Here is a 17,093-nt window from a genome sequence, read left to right on the forward strand (position 1 = left end):
CTTTTTCAGGATCCGGCATCAACGCCGGGTCAGGAACGATAAAACAATAGCCTGGAGGCTACCTTGTTAAACTCATTTAAACTTTCGCTACAATACATTCTGCCGAAACTATGGCTCACTCGCCTGGCGGGCTGGGGCGCGAGCAAACGAGCGGGATGGCTGACTAAGCTGGTTATCGATCTGTTCGTGAAGTACTACAAGGTCGATATGAAAGAAGCGCAGAAGCCAGATACCGCCAGCTACCGCTCATTCAATGATTTCTTTGTCCGCCCACTGCGTGACGACGTTCGCCCGTTGAATACCGATCCGAACGTACTGGTCATGCCGGCTGACGGTGTCATCAGCCAGTTAGGCGCTATCGAAGAAGATAAGATCCTGCAGGCCAAAGGCCACAACTACAGCCTGGAAGCCCTGCTGGCTGGTAACTACCTGATGGCGGATCTTTTCCGTAACGGGTCGTTTGTGACCACCTATCTGTCACCGCGTGATTACCACCGCGTGCACATGCCATGTAACGGCATTCTGCGTGAGATGATTTATGTTCCGGGCGATCTGTTCTCGGTTAATCATCTGACGGCCCAGAACGTTCCAAACCTGTTTGCCCGTAATGAGCGTGTTATCTGCCTGTTCGATACGGAGTTTGGCCCAATGGCGCAAATTCTGGTCGGTGCTACGATTGTTGGCAGTATCGAAACCGTCTGGGCGGGAACCATCACGCCGCCGCGCGAGGGCGTGATCAAACGCTGGACCTGGCCTGCCGGAGAAAGCGAAGGCTCCGTGGCGCTGCTGAAGGGTCAGGAAATGGGTCGCTTTAAACTGGGCTCCACGGTGATCAACCTGTTTGCGCCAGGTAAAGTGAATCTGGTCGAGCAGCTTGAGAGCCTCTCTGTGACCAAAATTGGTCAGCCGCTGGCGATCTCCACAGAGACATTCGTTGTGCCAGTCGACGCCGAGCCTGCACCACTGCCAGATGAAGAGATCAAAGCTGAACACGACGCCAGTCCGCTGGTCGACGATAAGAAAGACGAAACCTAATAGTAGAAGGACGTTGCTGTGCGCCTGATTATCGCGTTTCTGATGGCCTGGTGCCTCAGCCAGGGGGCGTACGCTGCAACCGCCCCCGACGCCAAACAAATCACTCAGGAACTGGAGCAGGCGAAATCCGCAAAGCCTGCTCAGCCTGATGTTGTTGAAGCCCTTCAGTCTGCGTTGAACGCACTCGAGGAACGTAAAGGTTCTCTCGAACGCGCACAGCAATATCAGCAGGTTATCGATAATTTCCCGAAAATGTCCGCCAGCCTGCGCGCGCAGTTAACCAATCTGCGCGATGAACCCCGCAGCGTATCGCCGGGCATGACGACTGATGCGCTGAATCAGGAAATTCTCCAGGTCAGTAGCCAGTTGCTGGAAAAAAGCCGTCAGGCCCAGCAGGAGCAGGAACGCGCCCGTGAGATTGCCGACTCATTAAGCCAACTGCCTCAGCAGCAAACCGATGCCCGCCGACAGCTCAACGAAATTGAACGCCGTATTGGCAGCGCCACCGGCAACACCCCGCTCAACCAGGCGCAAAATTTCAGCATGCAGGCTGAATCCGCTCGCCTGAAAGCGCTGGTTGATGAGCTGGAGCTGGCGCAGTTGTCGGCCAACAACCGTCAGGAACTGGCTCGTATGCGCTCGGAACTGGCGGAAAAACAGAGCCAGCAACTGGATGCGTATTTACAGGCACTGCGCAATCAGCTCAACAGCCAGCGCCAGCGTGAAGCCGAACGGGCGCTGGAAAGTACCGAGTTACTGGCGGAGAACAGCGCTGATTTACCGCCGGATATTGTCGCCCAGTTCAAAGTGAACCGGGAACTGTCAGCCGCGCTGAATCAGCAAGCGCAGCGCATGGATCTCGTCGCCTCTCAGCAACGTCAGGCCGCCAGCCAGACTCAGCAGGTACGTCAGGCGTTGACGACGCTGCGTGAACAGTCGCAATGGTTAGGCTCGTCTAACCTGTTGGGTGAAGCGTTACGCGCCCAGGTGGCACGTCTGCCGGAAATGCCCAAACCCCAGCAGTTGGATACTGAAATGGCGCAACTGCGCGTCCAGCGTCTGCGCTATGAAGATCAGCTCAATAAGCAGCCTCAGCTGCGCCAGCTCCATCAGGCGGACGGGCAGCCGCTCACTGCCGAACAAAACCGTATTCTTGAGGCGCAACTGCGCACCCAACGTGAGCTGCTGAATTCGCTGTTACAGGGCGGCGACACGCTGATCCTCGAACTGACCAAGCTGAAGGTCTCCAATAGCCAGCTTGAAGATGCGTTGAAAGAGGTGAACGAAGCGACCCACCGCTATCTGTTCTGGACCTCAGACGTTCGCCCAATGTCATTCTCCTGGCCGATAGATATCGTGCAGGATCTGCGTCGGCTGATTTCACTCGACACCTTCAGCCAGTTAGGTCAGGCCAGCGTGATGATGCTGACCAGCAGAGATACCCTGCTGCCGCTGTTTGGCGCGTTGATTCTGGTCGGGTTCAGCATTTACTCGCGTCGCCACTTTACCCGTTTTCTGGAGCGTTCTGCCGCCCGAGTGGGCAAGGTGACGCAGGATCACTTCTGGCTGACGCTGCGTACCGTGTTCTGGTCGATACTGGTGGCCTCGCCGCTGCCAGTACTGTGGATGACGCTGGGATACGGACTGCGCGAGGCCTGGCCTTATCCGCTTGCCGTCGCGATAGGCGATGGCGTCACGGCGACGGTGCCGCTGCTGTGGGTCGTGATGATTTGCGCGACATTTGCCCGGCCCAATGGCCTGTTTATCGCCCACTTTGGCTGGCCACGCGAACGCGTGTCACGTGCGATGCGTTATTACCTGATGAGCATCGGGCTTATCGTACCGCTAATCATGGCGCTCATCATGTTTGATAACCTGAACGATCGGGAGTTCTCCGGCTCGCTCGGTCGTCTGTGCTTTATGCTGATTTGCGGCGCGCTGGCGCTGGTTACCCTGAGCCTCAAGAAAGCCGGCATTCCGCTCTATCTCGATAAAGAGGGCAGCGGCGACAATATCGTGAACAGCATGTTGTGGAACCTGATGATAGGCGCGCCGGTGGTGGCGATATTGGCTGCCGCCGTGGGTTATCTGGCAACGTCGCAGGCGCTGCTGGCACGACTGGAAACCTCCGTCGCCATCTGGTTCCTGCTGTTGGTGATTTATCACGTCATTCGCCGCTGGATGCTGATTCAGCGTCGCAGACTGGCCTTTGACCGTGCCAAGCACCGCCGTGCGGAAATGCTGGCCCAGCGCGCCCGTGGCGAAGAAGAGCCGGCTCATTCAACCAGTCTGGAAGGGACCATCGACGTTGATGAGAGCGAAGTCGATCTTGATGCTATCAGCGCCCAGTCGCTCCGTCTGGTGCGCTCCATCCTGATGCTGATCGCCCTGCTGTCGGTCATTGTGCTGTGGTCGGAAATTCACTCCGCATTCGGCTTCCTCGAAAACATCTCGCTGTGGGACGTCACCTCGACGGTGCAAGGGGTTGAAAGTTTAGAACCCATTACGCTGGGCGCGGTGCTGATCGCGATTCTGGTGTTTATCATCACCACCCAACTGGTGCGTAATCTGCCTGCGCTTCTCGAGCTGGCGTTGCTACAACACCTCGATCTCACGCCGGGTACCGGCTATGCCATTACCACCATCACCAAGTACCTGCTGATGTTAATTGGCGGTCTGGTGGGCTTCTCGATGATCGGGATTGAGTGGGCGAAACTGCAATGGCTGGTGGCGGCACTCGGCGTCGGTCTGGGCTTTGGTTTGCAGGAAATTTTCGCCAACTTTATCTCCGGCCTGATCATCCTGTTTGAAAAGCCGATTCGTATTGGTGACACCGTGACCATTCGTGATCTGACAGGCAGCGTAACGAAGATCAATACCCGCGCGACGACCATCAGCGACTGGGACCGCAAAGAGATCATCGTGCCGAACAAAGCGTTTATCACCGAGCAGTTCATCAACTGGTCGCTGTCTGATTCCGTGACACGCGTGGTGCTGACCATTCCGGCCCCATCCGATGTGAACAGCGAAGAGGTGACGCAAATCCTGCTAACCGCCGCACACCGCTGCTCGTTAGTCATCGATAACCCGGCGCCAGAAGTCTTCCTTGTGGACTTACAACAGGGGATTCAGATCTTCGAACTGCGTATCTATGCCGCCGAGATGGGTCATCGAATGCCACTGCGCCATGAAATCCACCAGTTGATTCTGGCAGGCTTCCGCGAGCACGGTATCGATATGCCGTTCCCGCCATTCCAGATGCGTCTGGAAAGTTTGAATGGCCGACAAACAGGAAAAACGCTCAGTTCTGCCGGCAGAAGAAGTCGTCCGGCGGGGAGTTTGTAAATCGTTTGTACGTGTATCAGCAGAGGTTGGTTGTATTCCATCAGCCAATCTCTACTTTTTAGAGGCATAAATGATATCGAATAATAAAACGCCATAACCAAAAACTCAGCAGAGTTAACACAACAAAATATTGCCAAATACTGCGATGTTTTTTCCATATAATCACATAGAGGAAAGGGATAAAGAGAGGTAGTGTTATTATCATTCCAGCTGCGCCAATGTCGTCATTTTCAATATACATCATGACATCACAGATGTTTTTAATTCCCCTTCCATCGATAAACCATTCCTTACTTTGCGTTGATAACATGGTTATCAATAAAATACAAATCATGCCTCCTATAAAATTCAAAACAAAAGCTTTCCAGTTCATTTAATTTCCTCGCAAAATCTTTTGTAGAATATCTTTCTTTTCCATAATTCGTCGGCCACATTCACTATATTCACGTTCTGCAGAGCCCGGTGATTTTCTAATCGAGAGAATAATATCTTCTTTGGCCCGTATAAGTCCGCGATTATACCTGGACCCCGCTAATATAATTTGCTCATCAGTCAGGTGAAGAGTATCAGTATCTGGATTATCATAGAGAATAAGGTCATGTAAATGGAATGCTACAACACGAATGTTAAAACTGTCATCGAGTAAGCATTGTGATAACTTAAATTGCTGAAAATGCGAAAGCGTGTTTGGGTGAATACCGATTGTTCTGGCAGCGACGCCTATCTGGATCGCGATAGAACCAATAGATGTTGCATTGGACAACTGGCTTTGTTGAATAAATCAGATTTCGGGTAAGTCTCCCCCGTAGCGGGTTGTGTTTTCAGGCAATACGCACGCTTTCAGGCATACCTGCTTTCGTCATTTTGTTCAGCGCTCGTACCAGGGCCATAGCCTCCGCAACCTGACCATCGTAGTCACGCAGCGTCAGTGAACCCCCGAACAGCTGTTTTACCCGGTACATCGCCGTTTCCGCTATCGAGCGACGGTTGTAATCTGTTGTCCATTTCCACCGCGCATTACTCCCGGTCATTCGCTGATTAGCCACTGCACGGTTACGGTCTGCATATTCACCGGGCCAGTAACCTGCACCTTTTCGGGGAGGGATAAGCGCGCTGATTTTCTTACGCCGCAGTTCATCGTGACAGAGCCGGGTGTCGTAAGCGCCGTCTGCCGCTGCTGCCCTGATTTTTCTGTGAGTCTGCCGGATAAGACCCGGGAAGGCTTCTGAGTCCGTCACATTGTTCAGCGACAGGTCTGCACAGATGATTTCATGTGTGTTGCTGTCAACTGCCAGATGCAACTTTCGCCATATACGACGGCGTTCCTGGCCATGTTTTTTGACTTTCCATTCGCCTTCACCAAAGACCTTCAGCCCGGTGGAATCAATCACCAGATGCGCGATTTCACCTCGGGTGAACGTTTTGAAACTGACATTAACCGACTTTGCGCGCCTGCTGACACTGGTGTAATCCGGGCAGCGCAACGGAACATTCATCAGTGTAAAAATGGAATCAATAAAACCCTGCGCAGCGCGCAGGGTCAGCCTGAATACGCGTTTAATGACCAGCACAGTCGTGATGGCAAGGTCAGAATAGCGCTGAGGTCTGCCTCGTGAAGAAGGTGTTGCTGACTCATACCAGGCCTGAATAGCTTCATCATCCAGCCAGAAAGTTATGGAGCCACGGTTGATGAGGGCTTTATTGTAGGTGGGCCAGTTGGTGATTTTGAACTTTTGCTTTGCCACGGAACGGTCTGCGTTGTCGGGAAGATACGTGATCTGATCCTTCAACTCAGCAAAAGTTCGATTTATTCAACAAAGCCTGGACAACTCATTGTTGTTCTTTCCCAGGATCTCTTCAATTACTTGTCTGAATTGCAGAACGCCAACACCTTTGAATCTCTCCGGAGTTCCCCCTACTTCAGCAACCGCAACACCCGCAAGGAGTAATTCAGGTATTCGCGCTTCATAAGCATATTGTTTAATTTTATTCCGATGATGTACTAACCAGGCTGTTTTGTAATACCAAAGATATGCTTTTCCTGTCATAAAATGCCAATTAGTAGGCAACGCATACCAACGGAAAAAATCCCAACCATTCCAATGAGGGAAAACGTATTCATCAATATCACAAAAAGGAGGCGAACTGATCACGATAACAATCCCATGATAGACCTCACTATTGAAAAGACAATAACTCTTTCGTCACTGCTCAGGATGGGATAGACATCACAATTATAAAAACGCATGTCAGCCTAACACAATATTATTCCAATAAAAAATTCAAGCCATCTATAAAAACAATAAAATATATAATGCCGTTTATATATTCACACAGCGCGTTATATATAAAGAAAAATATAGCTTCTGCAATTAATATCCATCTAATGGTTAAATAAATATCTCGTGCAAAATAAATATATGATGAAGTCGTTCATACTAACCATCTACAGCGACTTAACGTTGAAACCTTAAGGTAGAAGTTACAAAAATAAAATGTGGGCGTTAAATATTAACTGAAAAGCATTCTTTAAAGCGGCGAGAAAAAACACGCCGCTTTGCTTTTTTGATTTAACAAGTTATGCGCGATCAACAGTAAACGCGATCACTTCCGCGAGGCTTTCAGCGCCCAGCGCCAGCATCACCAGACGATCCACACCCAGTGCGACGCCAGAACAGTCCGGCATGCCAACTTTCAACGCCTCAATCAGATTGTTATCGATCGGCTGCTGCGGCAGTCCGCGCGCGGCACGCTTACGGTTATCCTGTTCAAAACGTTGCTGCTGTTCACGCGCATCCGTCAACTCATGGAAACCATTCGCCAGCTCAATACCTTTGAAGTAGACCTCGAAACGTTCCGCTACACGGTGATCTTCCGTACTGATCTGCGCCAGTGATGCCTGGCTTGCCGGGAAGTGATACACAAACGTCGGTTTCTCTTTACCAATGTGCGGTTCAACGCCCATCGCAAACAGCAGTTGCAGTAAGGTATCGCGATCTTCTTCCGTATCGGCAATGTTGCTTAAATCCAGCTTTGCGGCAACTTCACGCAGCTGCGTTTTATCCGCAGACAGCGGATCAATCTCCAGATGACGCTGGAACGCTTGCTGATAAGAGAGGCTCTCCGCCGCCGGGCATTCCAGCACCTGCTGCAGCAAATCATCCACTTCGTTCATCAACCGGTACATGTCGTAATGGGGACGATACCACTCGAGCATAGTAAATTCGGGGTTGTGATGACGCCCCATCTCTTCATTACGGAAGCTACGGCACAGCTGAAAGACCGGACCACACCCTGCCACCAGCAGACGCTTCATGTGATATTCCGGGCTGGTCATTAAATAGAGGTTCATCCCTTGAGAGTGACCGGGGCCGACGAAACGCGTTTCGAACGGGAACAGATGAATGTCTGTGACCGTCGCCTGGCTCATGCAGGGCGTCTCAACCTCCAGCACGCCGCGATCGGCAAAGAAACGACGAATTTCCGTCATAATTGCCGCGCGTTTTAACAGGTTAGGTATGGACGCGCTCGGCTGCCAGGTTGCCGTTTCGCTCATGGTTCTTTCTCCAGTTTAAGACAAGGGCACGAAGTCTACTCGTAACGCGGCAATGAAACAAATTTTGCTCAGGAATACTCCGACACGGCTGAAGAGTTAAAAAACCGTAAAGCGATGGTTTAGTAATTAAATTAATCAAGATCACTGATAATTCCGGCCTCTGACACGCTAAAAAAATCGAACACGTCAAATTTCCCACTCATCGCAGAGACTATACTGTTGTACCTATAAAGGAGCAGTGGAAACGCATTCGCACCCCACCTGTTTCAGGGGGTTTACCCGAAATATGTGGTGGCGAAATTACAATAATCTGGAGGAATGTCGTGCAAACCTTTCAAGCCGATCTTGCCATTATAGGCGCCGGTGGCGCGGGATTACGCGCTGCAATTGCCGCAGCGCAGGCAAATCCTAATGCAAAAATCGCACTGATTTCAAAAGTGTACCCAATGCGCAGTCACACCGTGGCTGCTGAAGGGGGCTCAGCTGCTGTCGCCCAGGATCATGACAGCTTCGACTACCATTTTCACGATACGGTAGCGGGCGGAGACTGGCTGTGTGAACAGGATGTCGTGGATTATTTTGTCCACCACTGTCCTACCGAAATGACCCAACTGGAACAATGGGGCTGCCCGTGGAGTCGTCGCGAAGACGGCAGCGTCAACGTTCGTCGCTTTGGCGGGATGAAAATTGAGCGTACCTGGTTTGCTGCGGATAAAACCGGCTTCCATATGCTGCATACCCTGTTCCAGACTTCTCTGCAGTTCCCGCAGATCCAACGCTTTGACGAACACTTCGTCCTGGATATCCTGGTCGATGATGGTCATGCTCGCGGCCTGGTGGCGATGAACATGATGGAAGGCACGCTGGTACAGATTCGTGCTAACGCGGTAGTAATGGCGACAGGCGGCGCAGGCCGTGTGTATCGCTATAACACCAACGGCGGCATCGTGACCGGTGACGGCATGGGCATGGCGCTGAGCCACGGCGTTCCACTGCGTGACATGGAATTTGTTCAGTATCACCCGACCGGTCTGCCGGGCTCCGGTATTCTGATGACGGAAGGCTGTCGTGGTGAAGGCGGTATTCTGGTCAACAAAAACGGCTACCGTTATCTGCAGGATTACGGCATGGGTCCGGAAACTCCGCTGGGCGAGCCGAAAAACAAATATATGGAACTCGGTCCGCGCGACAAAGTTTCTCAGGCTTTCTGGCACGAATGGCGTAAAGGCAACACCATCTCCACGCCGCGTGGCGATGTTGTACATCTCGACCTGCGTCATCTGGGCGAGAAGAAACTGCTGGAACGTCTGCCGTTCATCTGTGAACTGGCGAAAGCCTATGTGGGCGTCGATCCAGTGAAAGAACCGATTCCGGTGCGTCCGACCGCGCACTACACCATGGGCGGTATCGAAACCGATCAGAACTGCGAAACCCGCATCAAAGGTCTGTTTGCCGTCGGCGAATGTTCTTCTGTGGGTCTGCACGGCGCGAACCGTCTGGGCTCTAACTCTCTGGCTGAGCTGGTGGTCTTTGGTCGTCTGGCAGGCGAGCAGGCGATGGAGCGTGCAGCAACGGCGGGCACTGCTAACGACGCCGCCCTTGACGCACAGGTTGCTGGCGTTGAACAACGTCTGAAAGACCTGGTCAACCAGGAAGGTAACGAGAACTGGTCGAAGATCCGCGACGAAATGGGGCTTTCGATGGAAGAAGGTTGCGGTATTTACCGTACACCGGAACTCATGCAGAAAACCGTGGATAAGCTGGCCGAACTGCAGGAGCGCTTCAAGCGCGTTCGCATCACCGACACCTCCAGCGTATTCAATACCGATCTGCTGTACACCATCGAGCTGGGTCACGGCCTGAACGTCGCTGAGTGTATGGCGCATTCCGCGCTGGCGCGTAAGGAATCACGCGGCGCACACCAACGTCTGGACGAAGGTTGCACCGAACGTGACGACGTCAACTTCCTCAAACATACTCTCGCCTTCCGCGATGCTGATGGCACGACTCGCCTCGACTATAGCGACGTGAAAATCACCACGCTGCCGCCGGCAAAACGTGTTTACGGTGGCGAAGCGGAAGCAGCCGATAAGAAGGAGAAGGCTAATGGCTGAGATGAAAAACCTGAAAGTTGAGGTGGTGCGCTATAACCCTGAGACCGACACCGCGCCGCACAGTGCTTTCTATGAAGTGCCTTATGATGAAACCACGTCACTGCTGGACGCGCTGGGCTACATCAAAGATAACCTGGCACCAGACCTCAGCTATCGCTGGTCCTGCCGTATGGCGATCTGCGGCTCCTGCGGCATGATGGTCAACAATGTGCCGAAACTGGCATGCAAAACCTTCCTGCGTGATTACACCAACGGTATTAAGGTGGAAGCGCTGGGTAACTTCCCGATTGAGCGCGATCTGGTCGTCGATATGACGCACTTTATCGAAAGTCTGGAAGCAATTAAGCCGTACATCATCGGTAACCCGCGTACGCCGGATCAGGGACCAAATATCCAGAGCCCGGCGCAGATGGCGAAGTATCACCAGTTCTCTGGTTGCATCAACTGTGGTCTGTGCTATGCCGCATGTCCGCAGTTCGGCCTGAACCCTGAGTTCATCGGACCGGCTGCAATTACCCTGGCGCATCGTTACAACGAAGATAGCCGCGACCACGGTAAGAAGGAGCGTATGGCACAGTTGAACAGCCCGAACGGCGTATGGACCTGTACTTTCGTGGGCTACTGCTCCGAAGTTTGTCCGAAGCACGTCGATCCGGCGGCTGCCATTCAGCAGGGTAAAGTAGAAAGCTCGAAAGACTTTCTTATCGCTACCCTGAAACCACGCTAAGGAGTGCAACATGACGACTAAACGCAAACCCTATGTGCGGCCGATGACGTCCACCTGGTGGAAAAAATTGCCGTTTTATCGCTTTTACATGCTGCGCGAAGGCACAGCCGTTCCGGCAGTCTGGTTCAGCATTGAGCTGATTTTCGGCCTGTTCGCACTGAAGCATGGTGTCGAATCCTGGGCGGGCTTCGTCGGTTTTCTGCAAAACCCGGTGGTGGTGATCCTCAACGTGATCGCCCTGGCGGCAGCACTGCTGCACACCAAAACCTGGTTTGAGCTGGCGCCGAAAGCCGCCAACATCATCGTAAAAGACGAAAAAATGGGGCCAGAGCCGATCATCAAAGGTCTCTGGGCGGTTACTGTGGTGGCGACCGTAGTCATACTGTTTGTTGCCCTGTTCTGGTAAGGAGTCCGGGATGATTAATCCAAATCCAAAACGTTCTGACGAACCCGTATTCTGGGGTCTGTTTGGCGCAGGCGGTATGTGGGGTGCGATTATCGCGCCAGTGATGGTTCTGCTGGTGGGGATTCTGCTGCCGCTGGGTCTGTTCCCGGGCGATGCCCTGAGCTATGAGCGTGTTCTGGCGTTTGCTCAGAGCTTTATCGGCCGTGCTTTCCTGTTCCTGATGATTGTCCTGCCGCTGTGGTGTGGCTTACACCGTATGCACCACGCGATGCATGACCTGAAAATCCATGTGCCGGCTGGCAAATGGGTGTTCTACGGTCTGGCAGCCATCCTGACCGTCGTTACGGCGATTGGCATTCTGTCCGTCTAACGTCATCCGCCCTCTTGTCTGCTGATAAGGGGGCGTTTTTATCATTCCCGCCATTATTTCCCCCGCCAGGTTCTACACTTAGGAAAAAACACCCTAAGGATAAAACTATGCGCCTGCTCCCCATCGTTGCCGCTGTAACCGCTGCGTTTCTGGTGGTCTCCTGTAGTACCCCAACCCCGCCACAGGGCGTTACCGTGGTGAATAACTTCGATGCCAAACGCTATCTCGGAACCTGGTACGAAATTGCCCGCTTTGATCATCGCTTTGAACGCGGACTGGAGAAGGTCACGGCGACTTATAGCCAGCGCGATGACGGTGGCCTTACTGTCATCAATAAAGGCTGGAATCCGGACAGGAACAGATGGCAGCAAAGTGAAGGAAAAGCCTATTTTACCGGTGACCCAAGCCGCGCAGCGCTGAAGGTTTCGTTCTTTGGGCCTTTCTACGGCGGGTATAACGTTATCGCGCTCGACAGAGAGTACCGACACGCGCTGGTCTGCGGCCCGGATCGCGACTACTTGTGGATACTCGCCCGCACGCCAACCATTTCTGACGAAATGAAGCAGCAGATGCTGGCCGTCGCGACCCGGGAAGGGTTTGATGTCAATAAACTTATCTGGGTGAAGCAGCCCGGCGATTAGTGGGTGCTTAATTTCAGACCAATAATACCGACAACGATTAACGCCAGACTTGCCAGACGCATGGGATTGGCCGATTCGCCCAGCAGCAGAATACCGGTGATGGCGGCACCGACGGCGCCAATCCCTGTCCACACGGCATACGCGGTACCCACGGGTAGCGTTTTCATCGCCCACGCAAGGAGCGCCATACTGACGATCATCGCGGCAATGGTGATGATACTCGGTGTCAGGCGACTAAAACCGTGGGTATATTTCAGCCCCACCGCCCAAACGACTTCAAGCAGACCGGCGATTAATAAGATTATCCAAGACATATCAGGCTCCAGAGAAATGGGGCCGTCCCCGATGAAAGAAGCGTTCGCAGGTCGTCCTGCAAAGCTGAAGGTGGAAAAAACATTCTTGCCCGAGCGGCGGTGAATTTCAACATTTTTATCTTTCCGCACCTAAAAGCTTGAATTAGGCGCATTTCGCTGCGTATTTTGCGCATTCAGCACTCATCCGACTTCTCTATGATGGGACGCTTTCTGAAGTCAGGAAGCCATTTGCCTTACTTCTGAATGCGAAAACGCTATGTTGAAAATATTAGTGATTGACCGTTGCCACTTCACCCGCACAGGGATCGAGGCATGGCTTAATCATTCCGAACTCTTTAATACGTCGTTTCTGGTCTCTGGGCTCAATAATCTCTTACTGGTTAAAGAGCACATCCAGCAGTGGAAACCTCACCTGGTTATTGCGGACTTATACGGTTTTCTCAACGACACCCTGTCGGCCGAGTCCATTGCCCCATTTTTACTCGCCTGCGGCAGCAGTCCGTTGATATTACTGGAGTCAGGAGGCGTGATGGTAGAGACGCAGCGCTATCCTGTCTGTGCGTCATTAACCAAGCAGGTCTCTCTGGCGATACTGGCTGAAAATATCCACAACGCCCTGCTGAGCGGCTCGGTATCGGAAGCGCCCGGCAATGCCTCGACGCTGCTTACACCACAGGAAGAGAAAGTACTGACGATGTGGATGGAGGGGGCGAGTAACAACGCGATTGCCTGTGCGCTCAGTATTCATGGCAAAACGGTGTACACCTACAAACGCAATATCCGCATGAAGTTACACATGGATAATCGCTTTTCGCCGTTTCTTGCGCCAGCCGAGCTGAAAAATTAACGGCACGACAACACTGCCGTACCGTTTTCACCGTTACTGCTGAGCTTTGGTTGCTGCGCCTGAAATAGCGTTGCCGCCGTCGGAGATGTCTTCGCCCACACCACGTGTGGTGTTACACGCAGTCAACACGGAGGAAAGTACTAACACAGAAAAGATCGCTGCAATTGTCTTTTTAACCATAACGTCTTCCTTTTCTAGCCAATGTTATTTGTGTAGTGCCACTTAATCATAGACAAGATCCCGAACAATGCCGGGAGATAGACGCTTTTTAGGACGATGAGAAGAAAATTAACTGGCCGCGTGAGAAATGGAATTGCCGAGGTGCTTAATATCCTCACCAAAGCCGCGCGCGGTATTGCAGCCCGCCAGCAACGAGGTGGTGAGAAGAATCAGTGTTACAAGACCGAGAAGACGTTTCATCATTCCTGCCCTGGATAAACAATGGCGCAGCAAAGCTGCTGCACCATAATGAGCTAAACGCGCGGATTATTTAACGCGGGAAACGTATTCGCCTGAACGCGTATCCACTTTAATCACTTCGCCAATCTGAACGAACAGAGGCACTTTAACTACGGCGCCAGTAGACAGCGTTGCCGGCTTGCCACCTGTACCAGCGGTATCGCCTTTCAGACCCGGATCGGTATCAACGATTTCCAGTTCAACAAAGTTCGGCGGCGTCACGGAGATAGGCTGACCGTTCCACAGGGTCACGATGCACTCAGCCTGATCCAGCAACCATTTTCCGCTATCGCCAATCGCTTTAGCATCTGCGGAAAGCTGCTCGAAGGTTTCGTTGTTCATGAAGTGCCAGAACTCGCCGTCGTTGTACAGGTAAGTCAGGTTCATATCTACAACGTCAGCGCCTTCAGCAGAGTCAGTCGACTTGAAGGTTTTCTCAACGCGAGTACCGGTCAGCAGACGACGCAGTTTCACGCGCGCAAAAGCCTGACCTTTACCTGGTTTAACGAATTCGCTGGCTTCAACCGCATAAGGTTCGCCGTCCAACATGATTTTAAGACCAGCACGAAAATCGTTGCTATAGTACGTTGCCATAAGGCCCTCTGAAAATTGTTAACTGGTAGCTAAGCCACAAAATGGCGCATATTGTAACCCTAAATACCCCATCCAGAGAAGATTGGTTATCGCAACTTGCCGATGTTGTGACCAATCCCGATGAACTCCTGCGTCTTTTGAATATAGACGCAGATGAAAAACTGTTGGCTGGACGCGACGCCAAACGGCTGTTCGCCCTGCGCGTGCCGCGTGCATTTATCGCACGTATGGAAAAAGGCAATCCTGACGATCCGCTTTTACGTCAGGTACTTACCTCCGAAGATGAGTTTATTACCGCGCCGGGTTTCTCCACCGATCCGCTGGAAGAACAGCATAGCGTCGTACCGGGACTGCTGCATAAATACCGTAACCGGGCGCTGCTGTTGGTGAAAGGCGGCTGTGCGGTAAATTGTCGCTATTGCTTCCGTCGCCACTTTCCGTACGCCGAAAATCAGGGAAATAAGCGAAACTGGCAGACGGCGCTGGACTACATTAGCGCGCATACCGAGCTGGATGAGATCATTTTCTCCGGCGGCGATCCGCTGATGGCCAAAGATCATGAGCTGGACTGGCTGCTCACACAACTGGAAGCCATTCCCCATATCAAACGTCTGCGTATTCACAGTCGCCTGCCCATCGTCATCCCTGCGAGGATTACGGAGGGGCTGGTTGCCCGCTTCACCCGTTCTTCGCTGCAGATCCTGCTGGTGAATCACATTAACCACGCTAACGAGGTGGATGACGCGTTTCGACAAGCAATGGCGAAACTACGCATCGCAGGCGTTACGCTGCTCAATCAGAGCGTCCTGTTGCGTGGCGTCAATGATAACGCGCAGACGCTGGCGAACCTCAGTAATGCGCTGTTTGATGCGGGCGTCATGCCCTATTACCTGCACGTGCTGGATAAAGTGCAAGGGGCGGCGCATTTCATGGTGACGGATGATGACGCGCGCCAGATTGTGCGTGAACTGCTCACCCTGGTCTCGGGTTATATGGTGCCCAAACTGGCGCGGGAAATTGGCGGCGAACCGAGTAAAACGCCACTGGATTTACAACTGCGTCAACAATAACCTCGCAATCAGGTGTCCGTATCCGGACACCTGTCACCAAAACCCCGGATTCCCCCATTCTGTATGCTATTTTAGCGACACCTTGCGAACTATATATTTAAAAATCATATGTATAAGTCGCAACTAATCGCTGAATTTATTATTGGTGAGGGAGAACCGTTATGGCTATCAGTATCAAAGGAGTGAATACGGGTGTTATTCGTAAAGCGAACGAATTCATCGCGCTGGCGCTGAAAATTAAAGAGCTAAGGAACAAGGAATCGCTGTTTTTTCTACCTGCGCTGGAATTACGCGATCTGCTGATTGCCGTGGAAAGTCGTCTGTACCAGAAACAGCAACTGAACGCTGCCGAACGTCAGCACTACGAAAAAACGCGCGATGCTATCAGCAAGAAAATGCAGGAAAACATTCCCGCGATGGTGGAAAACGAACTTCGACATGCGGATATTCATCGCCGTGTCACCGCTGTCGCCTTAACTGACGCGAGTGGTGACAACATCACACTGACCTTCACGCTTCACGATGGCACAACCTGCGACCTGCGGGTGAACGAATTGCAGATTGATACTTTGGTGTATGCCATTATTCGGGCGATAGAGAACGCGGGTATGCGGGAACTGGCACTGAGGATCTCCTCGTTGCTGGATTTTTTGCCGCTGTACGATGCGGACTGTCTGGACCATGAGCGACTGGAATACGACGCCTACACGCAGTCAGAGTGGAAACACGCGCTTTTCACGCATTATCTTGCGGTACTTTATCGTTTTACGGATGAAACAGGAAAGGAACGGTTCTGCGGCGCTGTCGTGAAAACCCGCGTTCCATCGGGCAGTAAAGAGGCGGAAGCCATTTCCCGTCGTGTACTCGACTTTAGCCCGAGGCTGAAAAAGCTGGCAGGTAAATCGTGTCAGGCTTTTGTCAGAACGCTGACGGCGGATAAAGCGCAGACGCTGACCCAGGAGCAATGCCTGCGCGCGCTACATCATTTACGGGTTCAGTCCGTTAACGCCGCAACACAGCACGCCTGATGGCGCTGCGCTTATCAGGCCTACGACATAACTTCGAGTCATTACACAAAATCATTCAATCAGAATCGCGGCGGCAAGCGAAGAAATCCCCAGGAGCATAGATAACTATGTGACTGGGGTTTCACAGCGCAGCCAACAAAGAGGCTGGTTGAAGGATGAAGTGTAATCAATTAGGGCACTTATAAACCTGGCCAATCATCTCACTGGCCGTCGGGACAAAGCTGGATAACATGCCCTGGCTCGGGCTGCTGACGCCATAAATCACGTTGCCGCCCATCGCTGCTGCCTGGTTGCGCAGGTCATTTGCCGCACCACGCATAGAACCGCCTTCTTCACCGTGCTGACCTGAAAGCCAGTTGCTTTGCTTCCCGGTGGCCGTGCCAATCAACTGACATTCAGCGCCTGGCTTCTCTTCCACAAAGCGAACACTTTGCCCTGCGGAACTCAGTTCGTTGCTGGAGCTACAACCCGCCATCAGTAGCGCGGCACCGACGATCCCTGCTAAATATTTCACGTGCATGTTATTCCCCATAATCAATGAGCTGGACGTTTTGTCCGTCACTAAATCTTATACTAAAAAGATGACC

Annotated in this window: 20 protein-coding genes; 10 read left to right on the forward strand and 10 right to left on the reverse strand. The window is 52.4% G+C overall.

Annotated features, from left to right (window positions below):
* Positions 1-63 precede the first annotated feature (63 nt).
* Together asd and mscM are read left to right on the forward strand one after the other, a co-directional pair.
* On the forward strand, positions 64-1,035 hold the full coding sequence (asd, locus tag ACQ0PY_RS21330) for an archaetidylserine decarboxylase (protein ID WP_044257238.1): 972 nt from the start codon (positions 64-66) through the stop codon (positions 1,033-1,035).
* Between the two features lie 18 nt (positions 1,036-1,053).
* Entirely contained in the window at positions 1,054-4,380 is a 3,327-nt protein-coding gene (gene mscM / locus ACQ0PY_RS21335; protein ID WP_042999174.1) for a miniconductance mechanosensitive channel MscM, read from the forward strand.
* 58 nt (positions 4,381-4,438) lie between these two features.
* On the opposite strand, the gene ACQ0PY_RS21340 is transcribed toward mscM, so the two are convergent.
* From ACQ0PY_RS21340 to epmA, 5 genes are all read right to left on the reverse strand, one after another.
* Positions 4,439-4,753 carry a YjeO family protein gene (locus ACQ0PY_RS21340; RefSeq protein ID WP_109739544.1) on the reverse strand — a complete coding sequence of 105 codons (315 nt, stop codon included), beginning with the start codon at positions 4,751-4,753 and terminating at the stop codon, positions 4,439-4,441.
* Positions 4,754-5,143, reverse strand: a complete 390-nt coding sequence (locus tag ACQ0PY_RS21345) for a hypothetical protein (RefSeq protein ID WP_446894177.1) — start codon at positions 5,141-5,143, stop codon at positions 4,754-4,756.
* Between the two features lie 58 nt (positions 5,144-5,201).
* The gene (locus tag ACQ0PY_RS21350; RefSeq protein ID WP_077910088.1) at positions 5,202-6,170 is read right to left on the reverse strand and encodes an IS5-like element IS903B family transposase; all 969 of its coding nucleotides are present in this window, start codon (positions 6,168-6,170) and stop codon (positions 5,202-5,204) included.
* Positions 6,171-6,191: 21 nt separating this feature from the next.
* Entirely contained in the window at positions 6,192-6,533 is a 342-nt protein-coding gene (locus ACQ0PY_RS21355) for a hypothetical protein (protein ID WP_446894178.1), read from the reverse strand.
* Positions 6,534-6,958: 425 nt separating this feature from the next.
* A complete protein-coding gene (epmA, locus tag ACQ0PY_RS21360; RefSeq protein WP_042999172.1) occupies positions 6,959-7,936 on the reverse strand; it encodes an elongation factor P--(R)-beta-lysine ligase in 978 nt (325 codons plus the stop codon).
* Between the two features lie 323 nt (positions 7,937-8,259).
* Between epmA and frdA the strand changes: the two genes are divergently transcribed.
* The 5 genes from frdA to ACQ0PY_RS21385 all read left to right on the forward strand — a co-directional run bounded on the left by frdA (position 8,260) and on the right by ACQ0PY_RS21385 (position 12,194).
* On the forward strand, positions 8,260-10,050 hold the full coding sequence (gene frdA, locus ACQ0PY_RS21365) for a fumarate reductase (quinol) flavoprotein subunit (RefSeq protein WP_042999171.1): 1,791 nt from the start codon (positions 8,260-8,262) through the stop codon (positions 10,048-10,050).
* Positions 10,043-10,777 (forward strand): fumarate reductase iron-sulfur protein, encoded by a 735-nt coding sequence (gene frdB / locus ACQ0PY_RS21370; protein ID WP_042999170.1) that lies wholly within the window; start codon positions 10,043-10,045, stop codon positions 10,775-10,777. Before frdA ends, frdB begins: the two co-directional genes overlap by 8 nt.
* A 10-nt stretch (positions 10,778-10,787) precedes the next feature.
* Positions 10,788-11,183 (forward strand): fumarate reductase subunit FrdC, encoded by a 396-nt coding sequence (gene frdC / locus ACQ0PY_RS21375; protein ID WP_042321376.1) that lies wholly within the window; start codon positions 10,788-10,790, stop codon positions 11,181-11,183.
* A gap of 10 nt (positions 11,184-11,193) precedes the next feature.
* Complete coding sequence (gene frdD, locus ACQ0PY_RS21380; protein ID WP_042999169.1) at positions 11,194-11,553, forward strand: fumarate reductase subunit FrdD; 360 nt, start codon at positions 11,194-11,196, stop codon at positions 11,551-11,553.
* A 107-nt stretch (positions 11,554-11,660) separates the two neighbouring features.
* Positions 11,661-12,194, forward strand: a complete 534-nt coding sequence (locus ACQ0PY_RS21385) for a lipocalin family protein (protein WP_042999168.1) — start codon at positions 11,661-11,663, stop codon at positions 12,192-12,194.
* On the opposite strand, the gene sugE is transcribed toward ACQ0PY_RS21385, so the two are convergent.
* Positions 12,191-12,508: a quaternary ammonium compound efflux SMR transporter SugE gene (gene sugE, locus ACQ0PY_RS21390; RefSeq protein ID WP_042321373.1), complete on the reverse strand. Its 318-nt coding sequence runs from the start codon at positions 12,506-12,508 to the stop codon at positions 12,191-12,193. The genes ACQ0PY_RS21385 and sugE overlap by 4 nt on opposite strands.
* Before the next feature lie 256 nt (positions 12,509-12,764).
* Between sugE and ACQ0PY_RS21395 the strand changes: the two genes are divergently transcribed.
* Positions 12,765-13,355 (forward strand): LuxR C-terminal-related transcriptional regulator, encoded by a 591-nt coding sequence (locus ACQ0PY_RS21395; RefSeq protein WP_044328366.1) that lies wholly within the window; start codon positions 12,765-12,767, stop codon positions 13,353-13,355.
* A 33-nt stretch (positions 13,356-13,388) separates the two neighbouring features.
* Here the strand turns inward: ACQ0PY_RS21395 and ecnB are convergent, their stop codons facing one another.
* The 3 genes from ecnB to efp all read right to left on the reverse strand — a co-directional run bounded on the left by ecnB (position 13,389) and on the right by efp (position 14,408).
* Positions 13,389-13,535, reverse strand: coding sequence for a lipoprotein toxin entericidin B (ecnB, locus tag ACQ0PY_RS21400; RefSeq protein WP_042999166.1), 147 nt, complete (start codon positions 13,533-13,535; stop codon positions 13,389-13,391).
* Positions 13,536-13,643: 108 nt separating this feature from the next.
* A complete protein-coding gene (locus ACQ0PY_RS21405) occupies positions 13,644-13,778 on the reverse strand; it encodes an entericidin A/B family lipoprotein (protein WP_042999165.1) in 135 nt (44 codons plus the stop codon).
* A gap of 63 nt (positions 13,779-13,841) precedes the next feature.
* On the reverse strand, positions 13,842-14,408 hold the full coding sequence (gene efp / locus ACQ0PY_RS21410; RefSeq protein ID WP_042999164.1) for an elongation factor P: 567 nt from the start codon (positions 14,406-14,408) through the stop codon (positions 13,842-13,844).
* A gap of 41 nt (positions 14,409-14,449) precedes the next feature.
* On the opposite strand from efp, the gene epmB reads away from it, so the two are divergent.
* The gene (gene epmB, locus ACQ0PY_RS21415; RefSeq protein ID WP_046401393.1) at positions 14,450-15,478 is read left to right on the forward strand and encodes an EF-P beta-lysylation protein EpmB; all 1,029 of its coding nucleotides are present in this window, start codon (positions 14,450-14,452) and stop codon (positions 15,476-15,478) included.
* A 161-nt stretch (positions 15,479-15,639) separates the two neighbouring features.
* Positions 15,640-16,506 carry a YjeJ family protein gene (gene yjeJ, locus ACQ0PY_RS21420; protein WP_054177266.1) on the forward strand — a complete coding sequence of 289 codons (867 nt, stop codon included), beginning with the start codon at positions 15,640-15,642 and terminating at the stop codon, positions 16,504-16,506.
* Positions 16,507-16,672: 166 nt separating this feature from the next.
* Here the strand turns inward: yjeJ and ACQ0PY_RS21425 are convergent, their stop codons facing one another.
* A complete protein-coding gene (locus tag ACQ0PY_RS21425; protein ID WP_042999161.1) occupies positions 16,673-17,026 on the reverse strand; it encodes a DUF4156 domain-containing protein in 354 nt (117 codons plus the stop codon).
* Between the last annotated feature and the right edge of the window lie 67 nt (positions 17,027-17,093).

The sequence above is a fragment of the Citrobacter sp. LST-B2 genome (assembly GCF_057983045.1).

Bases quoted from the DNA above. Each gene is read 5' to 3' on its own strand.
- frdD (WP_042999169.1), top strand. From the start codon at position 11,194: ATGATTAATCCAAATCCAAAACGTTCTGACGAACCCGTATTCTGGGGT.
- epmA (WP_042999172.1), bottom strand. From the start codon at position 7,936: ATGAGCGAAACGGCAACCTGGCAGCCGAGCGCGTCCATACCTAACCTG.
- ACQ0PY_RS21395 (WP_044328366.1), top strand. From the start codon at position 12,765: ATGTTGAAAATATTAGTGATTGACCGTTGCCACTTCACCCGCACAGGG.
- yjeJ (WP_054177266.1), top strand. From the start codon at position 15,640: ATGGCTATCAGTATCAAAGGAGTGAATACGGGTGTTATTCGTAAAGCG.
- ACQ0PY_RS21385 (WP_042999168.1), top strand. From the start codon at position 11,661: ATGCGCCTGCTCCCCATCGTTGCCGCTGTAACCGCTGCGTTTCTGGTG.
- ecnB (WP_042999166.1), bottom strand. From the start codon at position 13,535: ATGGTTAAAAAGACAATTGCAGCGATCTTTTCTGTGTTAGTACTTTCC.
- frdB (WP_042999170.1), top strand. From the start codon at position 10,043: ATGGCTGAGATGAAAAACCTGAAAGTTGAGGTGGTGCGCTATAACCCT.
- ACQ0PY_RS21425 (WP_042999161.1), bottom strand. From the start codon at position 17,026: ATGCACGTGAAATATTTAGCAGGGATCGTCGGTGCCGCGCTACTGATG.
- ACQ0PY_RS21340 (WP_109739544.1), bottom strand. From the start codon at position 4,753: ATGAACTGGAAAGCTTTTGTTTTGAATTTTATAGGAGGCATGATTTGT.
- efp (WP_042999164.1), bottom strand. From the start codon at position 14,408: ATGGCAACGTACTATAGCAACGATTTTCGTGCTGGTCTTAAAATCATG.
- frdC (WP_042321376.1), top strand. From the start codon at position 10,788: ATGACGACTAAACGCAAACCCTATGTGCGGCCGATGACGTCCACCTGG.
- sugE (WP_042321373.1), bottom strand. From the start codon at position 12,508: ATGTCTTGGATAATCTTATTAATCGCCGGTCTGCTTGAAGTCGTTTGG.
- epmB (WP_046401393.1), top strand. From the start codon at position 14,450: ATGGCGCATATTGTAACCCTAAATACCCCATCCAGAGAAGATTGGTTA.
- ACQ0PY_RS21405 (WP_042999165.1), bottom strand. From the start codon at position 13,778: ATGATGAAACGTCTTCTCGGTCTTGTAACACTGATTCTTCTCACCACC.